This window comes from uncultured Arthrobacter sp. (assembly GCF_964021775.1).
Classification (GTDB): Bacteria; Actinomycetota; Actinomycetes; order Actinomycetales; family Micrococcaceae; genus Arthrobacter.
Genome location: NZ_CAXHZI010000014.1, coordinates 24048 through 39218, shown reverse-complemented (window position 1 = coordinate 39218; position 15171 = coordinate 24048). Strand labels below are relative to the sequence as shown.

The 15171-nt window shown below is 69.1% G+C and carries 16 protein-coding genes; 11 read left to right on the top strand and 5 right to left on the bottom strand.

What is annotated here, in order from left to right; translation table 11 throughout:
• The first annotated feature begins 3 nt into the window (after window positions 1-3).
• Window positions 4-1416 (top strand): bifunctional dTDP-4-dehydrorhamnose 3,5-epimerase family protein/NAD(P)-dependent oxidoreductase, encoded by a 1413-nt coding sequence (locus ABIN76_RS12365; protein WP_346959987.1) that lies wholly within the window; start codon window positions 4-6, stop codon window positions 1414-1416.
• 57 nt (window positions 1417-1473) lie between these two features.
• Here the strand turns inward: ABIN76_RS12365 and ABIN76_RS12360 are convergent, their stop codons facing one another.
• Window positions 1474-2055, bottom strand: a complete 582-nt coding sequence (locus ABIN76_RS12360; RefSeq protein ID WP_346959986.1) for a YdcF family protein — start codon at window positions 2053-2055, stop codon at window positions 1474-1476.
• A gap of 201 nt (window positions 2056-2256) precedes the next feature.
• Between ABIN76_RS12360 and thiL the strand changes: the two genes are divergently transcribed.
• From thiL to rsmD, 4 genes are read left to right on the top strand one after another with little or no spacing between them, the layout of a single operon-like run.
• Window positions 2257-3261, top strand: a complete 1005-nt coding sequence (gene thiL, locus ABIN76_RS12355; RefSeq protein WP_346960025.1) for a thiamine-phosphate kinase — start codon at window positions 2257-2259, stop codon at window positions 3259-3261.
• 22 nt (window positions 3262-3283) lie between these two features.
• Window positions 3284-4363 (top strand): DAK2 domain-containing protein, encoded by a 1080-nt coding sequence (locus tag ABIN76_RS12350; RefSeq protein ID WP_346960024.1) that lies wholly within the window; start codon window positions 3284-3286, stop codon window positions 4361-4363.
• Window positions 4353-6563 (top strand): ATP-dependent DNA helicase RecG, encoded by a 2211-nt coding sequence (locus ABIN76_RS12345; RefSeq protein WP_346959985.1) that lies wholly within the window; start codon window positions 4353-4355, stop codon window positions 6561-6563. The genes ABIN76_RS12350 and ABIN76_RS12345 overlap by 11 nt, the downstream gene beginning before the upstream one ends.
• 60 nt (window positions 6564-6623) lie before the next feature.
• Window positions 6624-7256: a 16S rRNA (guanine(966)-N(2))-methyltransferase RsmD gene (rsmD, locus tag ABIN76_RS12340; protein WP_346959984.1), complete on the top strand. Its 633-nt coding sequence runs from the start codon at window positions 6624-6626 to the stop codon at window positions 7254-7256.
• A 67-nt stretch (window positions 7257-7323) separates the two neighbouring features.
• Here the strand turns inward: rsmD and ABIN76_RS12335 are convergent, their stop codons facing one another.
• Window positions 7324-8301, bottom strand: coding sequence for an ABC transporter substrate-binding protein (locus ABIN76_RS12335; protein WP_346959983.1), 978 nt, complete (start codon window positions 8299-8301; stop codon window positions 7324-7326).
• Between the two features lie 213 nt (window positions 8302-8514).
• Between ABIN76_RS12335 and ABIN76_RS12330 the strand changes: the two genes are divergently transcribed.
• Window positions 8515-9006, top strand: a complete 492-nt coding sequence (locus tag ABIN76_RS12330; protein WP_346959982.1) for a MarR family transcriptional regulator — start codon at window positions 8515-8517, stop codon at window positions 9004-9006.
• A gap of 8 nt (window positions 9007-9014) precedes the next feature.
• On the opposite strand, the gene ABIN76_RS12325 is transcribed toward ABIN76_RS12330, so the two are convergent.
• The 3 genes from ABIN76_RS12325 to ABIN76_RS12315 are packed head-to-tail and all read right to left on the bottom strand — an operon-like array spanning window position 9015 to window position 11907.
• Window positions 9015-9803, bottom strand: coding sequence for a fused MFS/spermidine synthase (locus tag ABIN76_RS12325; protein WP_346959981.1), 789 nt, complete (start codon window positions 9801-9803; stop codon window positions 9015-9017).
• Window positions 9800-11008, bottom strand: a complete 1209-nt coding sequence (locus ABIN76_RS12320; protein ID WP_346959980.1) for an aminotransferase class I/II-fold pyridoxal phosphate-dependent enzyme — start codon at window positions 11006-11008, stop codon at window positions 9800-9802. Before ABIN76_RS12320 ends, ABIN76_RS12325 begins: the two co-directional genes overlap by 4 nt.
• The gene (locus tag ABIN76_RS12315) at window positions 11005-11907 is read right to left on the bottom strand and encodes an SDR family NAD(P)-dependent oxidoreductase (RefSeq protein ID WP_346959979.1); all 903 of its coding nucleotides are present in this window, start codon (window positions 11905-11907) and stop codon (window positions 11005-11007) included. Before ABIN76_RS12315 ends, ABIN76_RS12320 begins: the two co-directional genes overlap by 4 nt.
• A 48-nt stretch (window positions 11908-11955) precedes the next feature.
• Between ABIN76_RS12315 and coaD the strand changes: the two genes are divergently transcribed.
• From coaD to mutM, 5 genes are all read left to right on the top strand, one after another.
• On the top strand, window positions 11956-12456 hold the full coding sequence (coaD, locus tag ABIN76_RS12310) for a pantetheine-phosphate adenylyltransferase (RefSeq protein WP_346959978.1): 501 nt from the start codon (window positions 11956-11958) through the stop codon (window positions 12454-12456).
• A 175-nt stretch (window positions 12457-12631) separates the two neighbouring features.
• Window positions 12632-13156: a DUF177 domain-containing protein gene (locus ABIN76_RS12305; protein ID WP_346959977.1), complete on the top strand. Its 525-nt coding sequence runs from the start codon at window positions 12632-12634 to the stop codon at window positions 13154-13156.
• A 36-nt stretch (window positions 13157-13192) separates the two neighbouring features.
• Entirely contained in the window at window positions 13193-13396 is a 204-nt protein-coding gene (gene rpmF / locus ABIN76_RS12300; RefSeq protein ID WP_056738282.1) for a 50S ribosomal protein L32, read from the top strand.
• 21 nt (window positions 13397-13417) lie between these two features.
• The gene (gene rnc, locus ABIN76_RS12295; RefSeq protein ID WP_346959976.1) at window positions 13418-14203 is read left to right on the top strand and encodes a ribonuclease III; all 786 of its coding nucleotides are present in this window, start codon (window positions 13418-13420) and stop codon (window positions 14201-14203) included.
• A gap of 8 nt (window positions 14204-14211) precedes the next feature.
• Window positions 14212-15171, top strand: a complete 960-nt coding sequence (gene mutM / locus ABIN76_RS12290) for a bifunctional DNA-formamidopyrimidine glycosylase/DNA-(apurinic or apyrimidinic site) lyase (RefSeq protein WP_346959975.1) — start codon at window positions 14212-14214, stop codon at window positions 15169-15171.

Sequence of the window (15171 nt, the reverse complement as noted above, 5' to 3'; positions counted from 1 at the left end):
GACATGTCGATCGAGTTCTCGAAAAAGCTCACCGCCCACGAAACGCCGATTCCCGGCGTCGTCCTCTACGACCTCCCCGTCCACGGTGACAACCGGGGCTGGTTCAAAGAGAACTGGCAGCGGGAAAAGATGGTGGCGCTGGGACTGCCGGACTTCCGTCCCGTGCAGAACAACATCTCGTTCAACGAGTCCGCCGGCACCACCCGCGGCATCCACGCCGAACCATGGGACAAGTTCGTTTCCGTGGCCACCGGGCGGATCTTCGGCGCCTGGGTGGACCTGCGCGAGGGACCGGCCTTCGGCACCGTCTTCACCGCCGAGCTGGATCCCAGCCAGGCCATTTTCATTCCCCGGGGAGTGGGAAACGCCTTCCAGACACTGGAAGACAACACCGCCTACGCCTACCTGGTCAACGACCACTGGTCCGCCGACGCGCAGGGCCAGTACACGTTCCTGAACCTTGCCGACGAGACCGCGGCCATCAGCTGGCCGGTCCCGCTGGAGCAGGCCGAGCTCTCGGACAAGGACAAAGCGCACCCGCGGCTGGCGGACGTCACGCCGATGCCGCCAAAGAAGGTCCTGGTTCTCGGCGCCGACGGCCAGCTCGGCAAGGCCCTGCGCAGCGCGTACGACGGCGACGCATCCGTGGAATTCGCCGGCCGCGCCGAGTTCGACCTCGGCAGCGAGGACTCGTTCACAGGGCGGAACTGGAAGAATTACTCCGCCATCATCAACGCCGCGGCCTACACCGCGGTGGACGCCGCCGAGTCGGCGGAAGGCCGCGCCGCCGCCTGGGCGGTCAACGTCACCGCCGTCGCCAGGCTGGCCCGGACCGCTGTTGAGCACGACCTAACGCTGGTGCACGTGTCCTCCGACTACGTCTTCGACGGTACCCGCGCCACCCACGACGAGTCAGAGCTTGTCTCCCCGCTGGGTGTGTACGGCCAGACCAAAGCCGCGGGCGACGCCGTCGTCAGTGTGGTGCCCCGGCACTACATTGTGCGCACCAGCTGGGTCATTGGCGACGGCAACAACTTTGTCCGCACCATGGCCTCCCTCGCGGCCCGCGGCATCGAACCCTCGGTGGTCAACGACCAGATTGGGCGCCTGAGCTTCACCCAGGACATCGCCGCGGGGATCCGGCACCTGCTCGAGACGGGCTCGCCCTACGGCACCTACAACCTCAGCAACGCCGGGGAACCGCAGTCCTGGGCGGACATCGCCGCCGACGTGTACGAACTGGTGGGCAAGCCGCGGGACGCCGTCACCGGCGTCAGCACCGAAGAGTACTTTCGTGGGAAAACTGTTTCACCGAGGCCGGAGAACAGCGTGCTGGACCTGAGCCGGATCACGGCCGCGGGCTTCGAGCCGGCACCGGCCCACGAGAGGCTCCGCGAGTACAGCAAGGGGCTGTAATATCGGCCGCGCCGGGAGAGGCCTAGCCTCGGCCGGCGGTCGGCCCGGATCCGCGTCTCAGCCGTTGCCTGAGGGGCATTCGGGCCGCAGTGACACATCGATCAGGCCGCCCGTTTCGATGACAAAGCGCCGCAGCCACTGTGCCGGTGAGAAGTCCGGGTGCGAGGGCACCATCTGGACGTCCGCCGTCGTGCACTGCTCCATCAGCCGCCCGGCGCGCGTGACGTGGTAACTGGAGGTCACGACCGTAATGGACTTCCACCCGTTGAGCTTGACGAGTTTGCCGATCGCCTGCGCCTCGCCGCGGGTGTCGTATTCACCGGGCTGGAAGCAGACCAGGCTCGAGTTGGGGAACTGTGCCGTATTGCATTTTTCGTCCGCCACCTTGTTTCCGGGGGTGTCCGTGTGGGAGAGCACCAGGACCGGGGCGCCGAGTTCCTGCTGGACCCGCTGGGCCACGGGCAGGCGTTCGGAGCTGGCCCCGCCCAGCATGATGACGGCGTCCGTGCGGTGCACGCTCAAGGGGTCCACATTGACAAACAGCTGGATGGCGATGATCAGCCACAGCACAGCCGCCCCGGCGGTGAACGCCAGGCCCTGGGCCGCCGCAGGCGGCAACGAGGGCATCAGTCGGGGCATGCCTAAGAGTTTCGCACGTGCCCTGTCAACCACGAAATGCCGGGCCGGCGTGCCGTTCTGCCCGCTGCCGGGAAGAGCTGCCGCGGCCGCCCGGCCCCCGTTGTCCGACCCGCGCGATAGCGTAGGGCTGTGCCTGAACCCCGGACCCCAGAAAGCCAGCCCCCTGAACCCCCCAGCCCTGAACGCCGCAGCCCTGAGCCCCTGACCGTGGCCGAACTCTCCGAGTCGGAGCTCCTCGCCCGGATCTTCCCGCGGCTGCACGGCGGGAGCAACCGCTCCCTGCTGCTGGGACCCGGCGACGACGCAGCGATTGTGGCCGCACCGGATGGCCGCACCGTGGTCAGCATCGACACCCAGGTGGCGGACCAGGACTTCCGGCTGCAGTGGAACAACGGCTACCGCACGTCCGGCTACGACGTCGGCTGGAAGGCCGCCGCCCAGAACCTCAGTGACATCAATGCCATGGGCGCCCGCGCCACCTCCATGGTGGTCAGCCTGACCATGCCCCCGGAAACCCTCGTCTCCTGGGTGGAGGACTTCGCCGACGGGATGAGCGCCGGGATCCGCGGGCTGGGCGCGGAGGACTGCGCCGTAGCCGGCGGGGACCTGGGCCGCGGGCGCGAACTCGCCGTCAGCGTCGCCATCCTGGGCACCCTCGACGGGCAGCCCGCGGTGCTGCGCTCCGGCGCCCGGCCGGGGGACACCCTGGCACTCGCCGGCACCGTGGGACGCGCCGCCGCCGGCCTGGCCCTGCTGGAATCCGGCAACCCCGTGGACGCACTGAGCCCGGAGCAGCGTTCCCTGATGGACACCCAGTGCCGGCCCCTGCCCCCGCTTGACGCCGGTCCGCTGGCCCGGGACGCCGGCGCCACGGCCCTGATGGACATCTCCGACGGACTGGTTCGGGACGGCGCGCGGATGGCCGCGGCCAGCCACGCCGTGCTGGACCTGGACCCGGCCGCGCTCAAGGAACTCGCCGCGCCGCTGCAACCGGCCGCGGCCCTGCTGGGCGCGGACCCGCTTGCCTGGGTGCTGGGCGGCGGCGAAGACCACGGCCTGCTGGCGGCCTTCCCGCCGGGCGTTCAGCTGCCGCACGGGTTCACTGCGATAGGCTCGGTAGAGGCCTCTGCACCAACAAACAGCACAGGCGTCACCATAGCGGGCAGGCCCGCTGACACTGTGGGATGGGATCACTTTGCAGACTAAGATTGCCGCCAACGCGCAAGCGATGAAGCGGTGGTTGGGCAAGGCGGAAACAACGCTGGGGAACCACAGCGATCGCCTGAACGCCATCAACATCTTTCCCGTGGCCGACGGCGACACCGGGACCAACCTCTACCTCACCGTGCGCGCCGCCGCCCGGGCGCTCCAGGATGTCGCCACCGACACCGCCGCCCTGCCGCAGCTGACCGCCGATGCGCAGCTGCACGTGGTGGGCCCGCCGGACCCGGCGCAGAACGACGTCGGTGCGGTCCTGGCCCGGGCCGGGCAAGCCGCGATTGAGCAGGCGCGGGGCAACTCGGGCACGCTTTTCGCCGTGTTCCTGTGCGCGGCCGCCGAACCGTTAGCCGGCCACCCCCGGCTTAGCTCGCCGCTGCTGGCGGCCGCCCTCAACCGTGCCCAGATCCGGGCCTGGTCCGCGCTGAGCGACCCGGTCCCCGGCACCATGCTCTCCGTCATGGAAGCGGCAGCCCGTGCCGCCGCCGCCGTCGACGACGAGCACGACGGCGACGACAGCAACCATACCCTGGGCCTGGCGCTGGACGCCGCGGTGGAAGCGGCGCTGGCCGCCGTAGTGCACACCGAGGACCAGCTCGAGGCCCTGCACACCGCCCACGTGGTGGACGCCGGCGGCGTCGGGATGCTCCTGATCCTGGACTGCCTGCGCTCCGCCGTCCTGGGCGAGGAGCTCCAGGACCAGCTGCTGGACGGCCTGCACGGCTACGACGTCCAGGACCCGCACATCCACGCGGACATGCCGCGCGATGACGGTGTGGAGGTTATGTGCACCATCACGCTTTCGCCGCTGGACGCGGCCACCATGCGGCAGCGGCTCGACGAGATGGGCGAGTCCGTGATCATGAGCCAGGTGGGCGGCGACGCCGACGCTGACGGCGCCTACCGGTGGCGGGTGCACGTCCACGTGCCCGACCCTGCCCCCGCCGTCGCACTGATCCGCTCCCTCGGCGAACCCTCGGACATCAGCGTCAGCGACCTTGCCCTCCCGCGCGATCCCGACGCTCTCCCCGGGGAAACAGTTCCCGGCGCCCGGCCCCGCAGCACGGACCTCGACGGACATGAACGCTGAACTTGAACTGGGCCTGGACCGCCGGATCGGCAAGCGCTCCGCGGCCGTCATTGAAAAGCACCTGGGCATCACCACCGTCGGCGGGCTGCTGAACTATTTCCCGCGCCGCTACCTGAACCGCGGCGAGCTGACCCCCATCAGCGAGGTCCCGCTGGACGAGGAAGTGACCCTGATCGCGCGGGTGGTCTCCAGCAGCACCCGGTCCATGCGCGCCCGCAAGGGTACGCTGACCGACGTCGTGATCACCGACGACGCCGGCACCCTCAAGGTCAGCTTCTTCAACGCCTACCGCGCCAAGGCCGAGCTGCTGCCGGGCCGACGCGCCCTGTTCTCCGGCAAGGTGACCCGCTACGGCGGCTCCCTGGGCCTGACCAACCCGCAGTACCAGCTGCTCGACGAAGACCCGGACATCCCCGGCATGGACCCGGAGAAGCTCGCGGCGATGCCCGTCCCGGTGTACCCGGCCACCGCGAAGCTGACCAGCTGGTCCATCCAGAAGGTGATCGCCACCCTGCTGGAGACCGCCGAACTGGAGGGCCTGGACGACCCGCTGCCCGCCGCGATCGCCGCCCGGGAAAAGTTCCTGCCGGTCGCGGACGCCTACCGGCTGATCCACATCCCGCACACCCAGCCCGACTGGCAGCGGGCCCGGGACCGGTTCCGCTACCAGGAAGCCCTGGTGCTGCAGTCGGCCCTGGCCCGGCGCCGCGCCCAGCTTGCGGCCGAGGAGGCGACGGCACGCCGTCCCGTACCCAACGCGCTGTTGACGGCGTTCGACCGGCAGCTGCCCTTCACCCTGACCGCCGGCCAGGCCGCCGTCGGGAAAACCCTCGCCGAGGAACTGGCCCTGGACTCGCCGATGAACCGGCTGCTGCAGGGCGAGGTGGGCTCGGGCAAGACGATCGTGGCCCTGCGCGCCATGCTGCAGGTGGTCGACGCCGGGGGACAGGCGGCGCTGCTGGCCCCCACCGAGGTGCTCGCCGCGCAGCACTACGACTCCATCCGCCGCACCCTGGGACCGCTCTCCCGGGACGGGCTGCTGGGCGGCCTCGGCCCCGATTCGGTCCAGGTCACACTGCTGACCGGCTCCATGCCCACCGCCGCCCGGAAACAGGCCATGCTGGACGCCGCCTCCGGGACCGCCGGGATCGTGATCGGCACCCACGCCCTGCTCAGCGAGAACGTCTCCTTCTACGACCTCGGCCTGATCGTGGTGGACGAACAGCACCGCTTCGGCGTCGAACAGCGCGACGCGCTCCGGGCCAAGGCCAGCAAGCCGCCGCACCTGCTGGTCATGACCGCCACCCCCATCCCGCGGACCGTGGCCATGACCGTGTTCGGCGACCTGGAGACCTCCGTGCTGGACGAACTGCCGGCCGGCCGCGCCCCGATTTCCACCCACGTGGTGGGCCTCGCCGAACACCCGGCCTGGGCCACCCGGATCTGGTCCCGCTCGCGCGAGGAGATCGACGCCGGCCACCAGGTCTACGTCGTCTGCCCCAAGATCGGCACCGACGACGACGGCGACTTCAGCCCCGGCGAGGCCGAACCCACCGACGCCGACCTGGCCGAGACCGGCTCCCGGGAGCTCGCCTCGGTCACCGGCGTCGTCGAACTCCTGCGCGACGAACCGGCGCTGGCCGGAGTCCCCGTGGCGCCGCTGCACGGCCGGCAAGACCCGGTCCTCAAATCCGAGACCATGGCCTCCTTCACCGCCAACCAGACCAAACTGCTGGTCTCCACCACCGTGATCGAGGTCGGCGTGGACGTGCACAACGCCACGCTTATGGTCATCCTGGACGCGGACCGGTTCGGCATCTCCCAGCTGCACCAGCTCCGCGGCCGGGTGGGCCGCGGCGGGCTGCCGGGCACCTGCCTGCTGGTCACCACCCTGGAACCGGGGCACCCCAGCCGGCGCAGGCTGGACGCGGTGGCGGCCACCACGGACGGCTTCGAGCTCTCCCAGGAGGACCTCAAGCTGCGCCGCGAAGGCGACATCCTGGGCGCCTCCCAGTCCGGCGGCCGCTCCACGCTGAAGCTGCTGCGGGTCCTGGAACACGAGGACATCATCGCCCGGGCCCGGCAGGACGCCCAGGCGATCGTCGGCGCCGACCCGGACCTGGCCCGCCACGCCGGCCTGGCCGCGGCGATTGACGACTACCTCAACCCCGAGAAGGAGGCGTTCCTTGAACGCGGCTAGCCCACCAAGCGCAGCGAGCAACACCACCGGGCCGGCCACGGCCGGACAGGAGCGGCAGCGATGAGCCGCATCATCGCCGGCGCCGCCGGCGGCACACCCCTGGTCAGCGTGCCCGGATCCCTGACCCGGCCCACCACGGACCGGGTCAAGGAGGCGCTGTTTTCCCGGCTGGACGCCTTCGAGGTCATCGCCGACGCCCGGGTGCTGGACCTCTACGCCGGCTCCGGGTCTCTCGGCGTGGAAAGCGCCAGCCGCGGCGCCCTCACCGTTGACCTGGTCGAATTCGACGGCAAGGCCAGCGAGGTCTGCCAGCGCAACGCGGACCTGGTCAACACCGTGGCCCGGCGCAAGGTCGTCTCCGTGCACCGTTCCAAGGTCGAGTCCTTCCTGGACCGCACCGCCGAGGCGACCCGTTGGGACCTCGTGTTCCTGGACCCGCCCTACCCGCTGGATGAGGCGGCGCTGGCCGCCGTGCTGGCCAAGCTGCTCCCGCACCTGGCCGAGGGCGCCGTCGTCGTGGTGGAACGCTCCGCCCGCACCCCGGAGCCCACCTGGCCGGAGGGCCTGGAGCGGTTCGCGGAGAAGAAATACGGCGAGACCCGGCTCTGGTTCGCGGAGCCCGGGGTGGAGGCCGGGGACGGCGGCGGCAATGCGGCCGACGCGGCTGACGCTGGGGACGACGCCGCTAACTAACCTGCGCATAAAGAAGGGACGACGGCGGAACCTCCCGCCGTCGTCCCTTCTCTATCCCCGGGAACCGCTATTTCAGGATTGTGCCTGACACGTCCGGCGTCGAGGGCACAATGCCGTACTTGGCCATCAGCTCGCCGAGCTTGCCCAGGACGGGTTCGTTCAGCTTCCCGTCGAAGTCCTCCAGCCGCAGCTTCGAGGCCACCGCCTCGGGCATCTTCATGAACTCCGGGAGCAGGGCCCGGACCTTGTCCGGGTTGCTCTGCGCCAGGGCCAGGGTTTCCGTCATGGCCGCCTTGAAGTCGGCAACCACCTGCGGGTTCTGCTGGGCATAGCTGCCGCTGGTGAAGGTCACCATGGTGGGCAGGCCCGGCAGCGCCTCCTGGTTGTTGTAGGTCACCAGCTTGTTGCCTTCGCCCAGGAGCTTGGAGAGGAACGGCTCGGGGACCCAGACGGCGTCCACGTTGCCCTGGGCCAGCTGTGCCCCCATGTCCTGGAACGGCAGCTCAAGGAACTTGACCGCGTTCGGATCGCCGCCCTGCTTGGAGACGACCTCCTTGATGGTCAGGTCTCCCTGCGCGTTGATGGTGTTCACCGCCACCTTCTTGCCGGCAAGGTCCTTGGCCGAGGCAATGCCGGAGTCCGCCTTGGCGACGACCCCGTTGATGTCCTTGCCGGTGGCGAGCGAGTTCGAATAGCCGGAGACGATCCGCATGTCCAGGCCCTTGTTCTTGGCCAGGAGCACGGACAGCGGGTTCCCCACGGCGAAGTTCATCGTTCCGGTGGAGACGGCGGGAAGCATCGCCGCCCCGCCCTGGCCGCTCTGCAGCTCCACCTTCAGCTTGTGCTTGGCGAAGACGCCCTCATCGATGCCCAGCTTCACGGCAGCGGACGGGGCAATCGAGATCACACCGATGCTGATGTTGCGCATGCCGTCGCTTCCCGCGGCCGGGGCGGACGAGGTGGATCCGGACGGCGACCCGCTGCCGCAGCCGGTGAGCAGCAGTGCCGCGGCCACGCCGACGGCGGCAAAGGTGAGTCTCTTCATAACAGTCCACTTCCTTGGGGTGAGTTATCAGACGATCGGGGCACCTTGCCGGGCAAACAACCTGACGGCAGCCCCGAAGGTATGTACATGACAACCCATATAGTTGAGATTGTCAATGATAATTTTTTCAACTATTCACGAAGTGCCGGCGGCCGGCGGTATCGTTGAGGCTGTCAAGCGCTCTGCGGAGCCAACCGGAAGCTGCGAGGACCTGTGGCCGAATCAACCGAGCACGTCGGGAACCCCTGGGAGGGCGCCGCCGTTGCGGCTGTCCCGGACCGTCTTCTCGCCGGCGACCTGGTGGACGAAATTGAGTTCCTGGCCGCGCGGGCCCGGGCCCTGGGCAGCGCCCACGCGAACGCCATGCTGGCCCCGCTGGAGCTGAAGGTGCGCTCCTACTCGGTCCTGGCAGTGGTCTGCGGCGGCTCGGAGCCATCCCAGCGCGAGCTCGCCGACTTCCTGCGGCTGGATCCCAGCCAGATTGTGGCCCTGGTTGACGCGCTGGAACAGCGCGGGCTAGTGTCCCGCGCCGCCGATTCCCGCGACCGCCGCTCCAAGGTTATCCGCCCGACGGCGGCCGGGATGGAGCTGTACCAGCGGGCCGCGGCAGCTGTCCGGACTGCCGAAAACAGGTCCCTGGCAGCGCTGGACGGTCCCGAACGGGATCAGCTCCGCGTCCTGCTGCGCAAGATCGCCTTCGGCTGAGCGCCTGATCAGGCAGAGAGCACATCCAGCTCGACGCCGGAGAGCACCTTCGCCGGGTGCGGGCCGCGGGCCGTCAGCGCCGCCGTCCAGGCCTCGGGCCACGGGCCCTGCGTGCCCGCCAGGATGATGTTGCCGGGGTGCCGGCCGGCGAACATGCCGGTCTCGGCGAACGCGGCCACATCGGCCATCGCCCGGCGCAGCGCAGCGACCTGGCTGCGGACCAGGGTCAGGCCCGGTTCGTCGCCGACGTTGATGACCAGGACGCCGCGCGGGGTCAGCCGGGCCGCGGCCTCCTGGTAGAACTCGGTGCAGGCAAGATGCTCCGGTGCCTCCGGCCCGGAGAAAATGTCCAGGATCACGACGTCGAAACGCAGCTCCGCCGGCAGCGCGGCCAGCGACTCGCGGGCGTCGCCGATCACCGTGTGCAGCTGGGTCCTCTCCGGCATCGGCAGCTGCTGCAGCACGAAGTCCAGCAGTTCCCGCTCTAGCTCCACCGCATACTGCACCGAGCCGGGCCGGGTGGCCTGGATGTACCGCGCCAGGGTCAGTGCGCCGGCGCCCAGGTGCAGGGCGGTGATGGGTTCGCCCCACGGCGCCGCGAGGTCCACCACGTGGCCGATCCGGCGCAGGTACTCGTAGAAGATGTCATCCGGCTCGGCCAGGTTGACGTGGGACTGCTCGGCCCCGCCAATGCTCAATACAAACCCGCCGTCGGTGAACGCGTCCGGCTCGATCACGGCGTGCTGGCCGGTGGTCCGCAGGAAGCGGGTGGCCGTCGGGGCGCCGTCGGTACTCACAGCACGTACCGGAGGGTGGCGAGCCGTTCGGCGGCTTCCTCCAGGACGTGGGTCCGCTTGCAAAACGCGAACCGGAGCAGGCTGCGGGTCCGCTCGGCGCCCTCCGGATGGCAGAACACTGGGACCGGGATGGCGGCGACGCCCACCAATGCCGGCAGCCGGCGGGCCAGGTCCACCGCATCCGAAATGCCCAGCGGGGCGGTGTCCACGTTCACGAAGTAGGTGCCCTGCGGGGTGAAGACCTCCAGCCCCGCCGCACGCAGCCCCTCGCTGAGGATGTCGCGTTTGAGCCGCAGCGTGTCCGCGATGCCGGCGTAGAACTCGTCCGGCAGGCCCAGTCCCACCGCAATGGCGCTCTGGAACGGGGTTCCGGAACTGTAGCTGAGGAACTGCTTGACCGTCCGGGCCGCGGCCACGAGGTGTTCCGGGCCGCTGAGCCAGCCGACCTTCCACCCGGTAAAGGAAAAGGTCTTGCCGGCGGACGAAATGGTCAGGGTGCGCCCGGCCGCTCCGGGCAGCGTCGCGATCGGCAGGTGCCGGGCGCCGAACGTGAGGTGTTCGTAGACCTCGTCGGTGATGATCACGGCGTCGTGCTCGGTGGCGAGCTCGACGATGCGTTCCAGGACCTCGCGCGGGAACACCGCACCGGTGGGGTTGTGCGGGTTGTTCACCAGCACCACCTTGGTGCGGTCGGTGAACGCCGCCGCCAGCGCGTCGAGGTCGGGCATGAAGTCCGGAGCCAGCAGCGGCGCGGTGACGTGCCGGGCGCCGGAGAGCCCGATGATGGCGCCGTAGGAGTCGTAGAACGGCTCGAAGGTGAGGACCTCGTCGCCGGGACCCACCAGGGCCAGCAGCGCGGCCGCGATGGCCTCGGTGGCGCCGGTGGTGACGATGATTTCGGTCTGCGGATCCGGGGTCAGGCCGTAGAACCGTTCCTGGTGCAGGGAGATGGCCTCCCGCAGCTCCAGGATGCCCTTGCCGGGGGCGTATTGGTTGGCGCCGGCGGCGATGGCGGCCTGCGCGGCGTCCTTGATCTCCGCCGGGCCGTCCTCATCCGGGAAGCCCTGGCCGAGGTTGATGGCGCCGGTGCTGAGCGCCAGCGTGGTCATCTCCTCGAAAATGGTGACGCCCAGCTCCCCGGTGGGGGAGAGCAGGTTGGCCCCGAGGGCCGCGCGCTGCCACGGGGCCAGCGGCTGCCCGCTCACCGGGTTTCCGCCTTGCCGGATTCTTCTGCTGCGGCTCCGCTGCGGCCGGTGAACTTGTCCATGGTGGTGTAGATGCCGAAGATCTTCCCGCCCACGAAGTCCCACGCCCTGACCGGCAGCAGCCCGCGCAGCACCTTGCCCAGCTGAGCCGTCGCCGGGGCAATCAGCTGCGGCTGGCCGGCAGCCGTGGCGCGCCAGGCGCGGTTGACGGCGTCGTCCGGGGTCATCAGGGGAGTGAAGAGCGGGCCCCGGGCGCCGGCGAACATGCCGGTGGAGATGTAGCTGGGGCAGAACGTGGTGACCTTGAGGTGGCCGTAGCCCTGCTGTTCGAGTTCCAGCCGCAGCGAGTCGCTCCAGCCGATGACCGCCCACTTGGAGGCGGCGTAGACGCTCATCCGCGGGTTGGAGACGGTGCCCGCGGCGGAGGCGATGTTCAGGATCCGGCGCGGCCGCCCGCCGTCGGCCATCATGGCCGGCAGGAAGGCGTGCGTGACGTACATCGGGGCGAGGGCGTTGATGGCCATGGTCAGCGCGATGTCCCGCGCCGGCTCGTGTTCCCAGAACAGGGCGCCGCGCACGATCCCGGCGTTATTGACCAGCAGGGTCAGCGGACCCTCGGACGCCGCCTCCCGGGCGGCCTCCGCGATCGCCTCCCGGCTGGCCAGATCCACCCGGCGGACGACGGCGCGCGCCCCGAGCGCGGTGACCTCGCCGGCCGTCCGGGCCAGGCCGTCGGCGTCGACGTCCCAGAGGATCACGACGGCGGCTCCCTCGCGCGCCGCGCGCAGCGCATACAGCCGGCCCATGCCCATGGCGGCGCCGGTGACAAGGACGGTGCCGCCGGAGACGGTGAACGGCGCGGGCGCTGACGCGGCAGTAGAACTGTTAGATGCTGACATTCCGCCATGCTATCCCGGAGCGCAAGGCCGATGGGGTAGGTTCGGAGCATGAGACGCGCCGTATGCCCTGGCTCCTTTGACCCTATTCACAACGGCCACCTGGAAGTCATTGCCCGGGCGGCCGGCCTCTTCGACGAGGTCATCGTGGCAGTGTCCACCAACTATGCCAAGAAGTACCGCTTCGGGCTTGAGGAACGCCTGGACATGGCCCGGGAAACCCTGGCGTCGCTGCGCGGCATTGTGGTGGAACCCGTGGGCGAGGGCCTGCTCGCCGAGTACTGCCGGCAGCGCGGGGCCAACGCGATCGTGAAGGGCCTGCGCTCCTCCTCGGACTTTGACTACGAGCTGCCGATGGCCACCATGAACCGGCAGCTGACCGGCGTCGAAACGGTGTTCATTCCCGCCGAGGGCCATTACCTGCACCTGTCTTCCACTTTGATCAAGGAAGTGTTCACCCTTGGCGGGGACGTCTCGGACTTTGTACCGAAGTCCGTGCTGAAACGGCTGGGCTCCGGCGAGCCGGTCCAGGATCAGCCCCGCAGAGGGTAAGCTTGATCGGTACTCGGCGGCCTGCTGCCGGTTGCGCGGCCCTTGCCGGGGCCGGTGCGCGGTGCTGAACCGTGCGCTGCCGTCCGGTTTGAGTCCGTTGGTAAGTTCAGGCTAAGATGGTACGTCGGTCATATGTTCAACAGGAGTTCTCATTAAACGAGATGCTAGTTCGCCCTTGGCGTTCGACGTCAAGGACCTCGGACGCAGTCCGGGAAGCATGCGGACACTGACGGAACATGTACCCGCGCCAAGTGATCTTGGTGTGGCGCTCATTGGTGTGCAGGAAGGCTCGGATGTTGAGCTGGATCTGCGCCTGGAGGCCGTACACGAAGGAATTCTGGTATCAGGCACCGCGGTTGTTGAAGTAACCGGCGAATGCGGTCGATGCCTGGATCCCCTTGCGTATGACCTTGAGGTCAATGTGCAAGAACTTTTCTTCTACGGGGATGCTGAATTCCCGGATGAGGAAGATGAACAAGAGCAACGTCGAGTCGAGCACGATCTAATCGATCTTGAACCGGTGTTGCGGGACGCAGTTGTCACTATGCTGCCGTTCCAGCCGGTGTGCCGGGAAGACTGCCAGGGCCTTTGCTCCGAATGCGGAGTTCGCCTGGAAGACGAGCCGGGGCACCACCACGAGGTCGTAGATCCTCGGTGGGCTGCCCTAGCTGATCTGGCTAAGCCTGACCGGCAAAACTGATTTGTAAGTGTTGGACTAGAGAGAAATGAGTTAGCCGTGGCTGTCCCGAAGCGGAAAATGTCTCGCTCGAATACCCGCGCCCGCCGCTCCCAGTGGAAGGCAACCGCCCCCCACCTGGTGAAGACCGTGGAAAACGGACAGGTTGTTTACAGCCTGCCGCACCAGGCAAAGGTCGTTACCGACTCGGCTGGCACCGCGCTGTTCCTTGAGTACAAGGGCCGCAAGGTCGCAGACGTCTAATCCGCCAACAGGCTGACTAAGATGTCTTCAACTGAAGAGCTTCTGAAGCGTCTCGGTGTCTCTATTGACGCCGGGACGCTTCGTCTTGCTCTCACACACCGTTCCTACGCCTACGAAAACGGCGGCATCCCCACCAACGAGCGGCTCGAGTTCCTGGGCGACTCCATCCTGGGCTTCTCCGTCACCGACGCGCTGTACCGCGACAACCCCGAGCTGCCCGAAGGGGACCTGGCCAAGCGCCGCTCCGCGGTCGTTAGCACCCGGGCGCTGGCCGGAATCGGCCGCAGCATCGGGCTGGGGGAGTACATCTACCTCGGCCAGGGCGAAAAGCTCACCGAGGGCAAGAACAAGGCCTCCATCCTGGCGGACACCATGGAAGCGCTGATCGGCGCGACCTACCTGTCCAACGACCTGGAAACCGCACGCCGGCTGGTCATGCGCCTGGTCGGCCCGCTGCTCCAGGACGCGGCCGCGCTCGGCGCCGGCACCGACTGGAAGACTTCCATCCAGGAGCTCGCCGCCAGCCGCCAGCTCGGCACCATCAACTACGCCGTGGAGGGCTCCGGCCCGGACCACGCGCGGACATTCGAAGCCGTACTGCGGATCGGCGGCAACGACTACGGCACCGGCTCGGGCAACTCCAAGAAGGAAGCCGAGCAGGAAGCGGCCGCCGACGCTTGGCGCCGGCTCTCCGCGCCCGCCCCGGCCGCTGCCGGTGACGCGCCGGCTGCTTCGGGTCACGCGCCGGCCGACGCCGCTGCGGCGCCGGCTGCTGCCGCGCCGCTCAAGACCCAGACCGGCAGCTAGGCGCCTCCTTGCCCGAACTGCCCGAGGTGGAAGTTGTCCGGCGCGGCCTGGTGAACTGGGTGCGCGGCCGGACGATCACCGACGTGGACGTGCTGGACCCGCGCTCCATCCGCCGGCACGCGCTCGGCGCCGAGGACTTCGCCGGCAACCTGGAAGGCGCCCGGGTCCTCGACGTCGTGCGCCGCGGCAAATTCCTCTGGCTCCCGCTGGCAGATACGCCCGCCGAACCGGGCACCGCTGCGCCGGCCCCCGCCGTCGCGCTGATGGCACACCTGGGGATGTCCGGCCAGCTCCTGATGCAGGACGCCGCCGTGGCGGACGAGAAGCACCTGAAAATCCGGCTGCGGCTGAGCCCGGCCGCGGGCATGCCCGAACAACTGCGGTTCGTGGACCAGCGGATCTTCGGCGGCCTGTTCCTCACCGCGCTGGTCCCCACCCTGGACGGCCAGGCCGGCGGCCTCGCGGAAACGCCGCTGCCGCTGATCGCCGAAGAGGCCGCACACATTGCCCGGGACCCCCTGGACCCGCATTTTTCCTTTGACCTGTTCTACCAGCGGCTCCGGGCGCGCAAGACCGGCCTCAAGCGGGCGCTGCTGGACCAGGCCCTGGTCTCCGGGATCGGGAACATCTACGCCGATGAGGCGCTCTGGCTGGCCAAGCTCCACTACGCCCGGCCCACGGACACGCTCCGCCGGTCCGAGGCCCTGCGGGTGCTCGACGCCGCCCGGCAGGTCATGACGGATGCCCTCGCCGCCGGGGGAACCAGCTTCGATTCCCTCTACGTCAACGTCAACGGCGCGTCCGGCTACTTCGAGCGGTCCCTGAATGCCTACGGCCGCGTGGGCCAGGAATGCCGGCGCTGCGCCGCGGCGGGCATCGTGAGCGTGATGAAGCGCGAACAGTTCATGAACCGCTCCTCCTACACCTGCCCGGTCTGCCAGCCGCGGCCCCGGAACGGGCGCTGGTAA

Excerpts from the sequence above, each read along its gene's own strand:
- coaD (WP_346959978.1), top strand. The coding sequence starts at position 11,956 with ATGAGACGCGCCGTATGCCCTGGCTCCTTTGACCCTATTCACAACGGC.
- rnc (WP_346959976.1), top strand. The coding sequence starts at position 13,418 with ATGTCTTCAACTGAAGAGCTTCTGAAGCGTCTCGGTGTCTCTATTGAC.
- ABIN76_RS12345 (WP_346959985.1), top strand. The coding sequence starts at position 4,353 with ATGAACGCTGAACTTGAACTGGGCCTGGACCGCCGGATCGGCAAGCGC.
- ABIN76_RS12315 (WP_346959979.1), bottom strand. The coding sequence starts at position 11,907 with ATGTCAGCATCTAACAGTTCTACTGCCGCGTCAGCGCCCGCGCCGTTC.
- ABIN76_RS12365 (WP_346959987.1), top strand. The coding sequence starts at position 4 with ATGTCGATCGAGTTCTCGAAAAAGCTCACCGCCCACGAAACGCCGATT.
- ABIN76_RS12360 (WP_346959986.1), bottom strand. The coding sequence starts at position 2,055 with ATGCCCCGACTGATGCCCTCGTTGCCGCCTGCGGCGGCCCAGGGCCTG.
- rsmD (WP_346959984.1), top strand. The coding sequence starts at position 6,624 with ATGAGCCGCATCATCGCCGGCGCCGCCGGCGGCACACCCCTGGTCAGC.
- ABIN76_RS12335 (WP_346959983.1), bottom strand. The coding sequence starts at position 8,301 with ATGAAGAGACTCACCTTTGCCGCCGTCGGCGTGGCCGCGGCACTGCTG.
- ABIN76_RS12350 (WP_346960024.1), top strand. The coding sequence starts at position 3,284 with ATGAAGCGGTGGTTGGGCAAGGCGGAAACAACGCTGGGGAACCACAGC.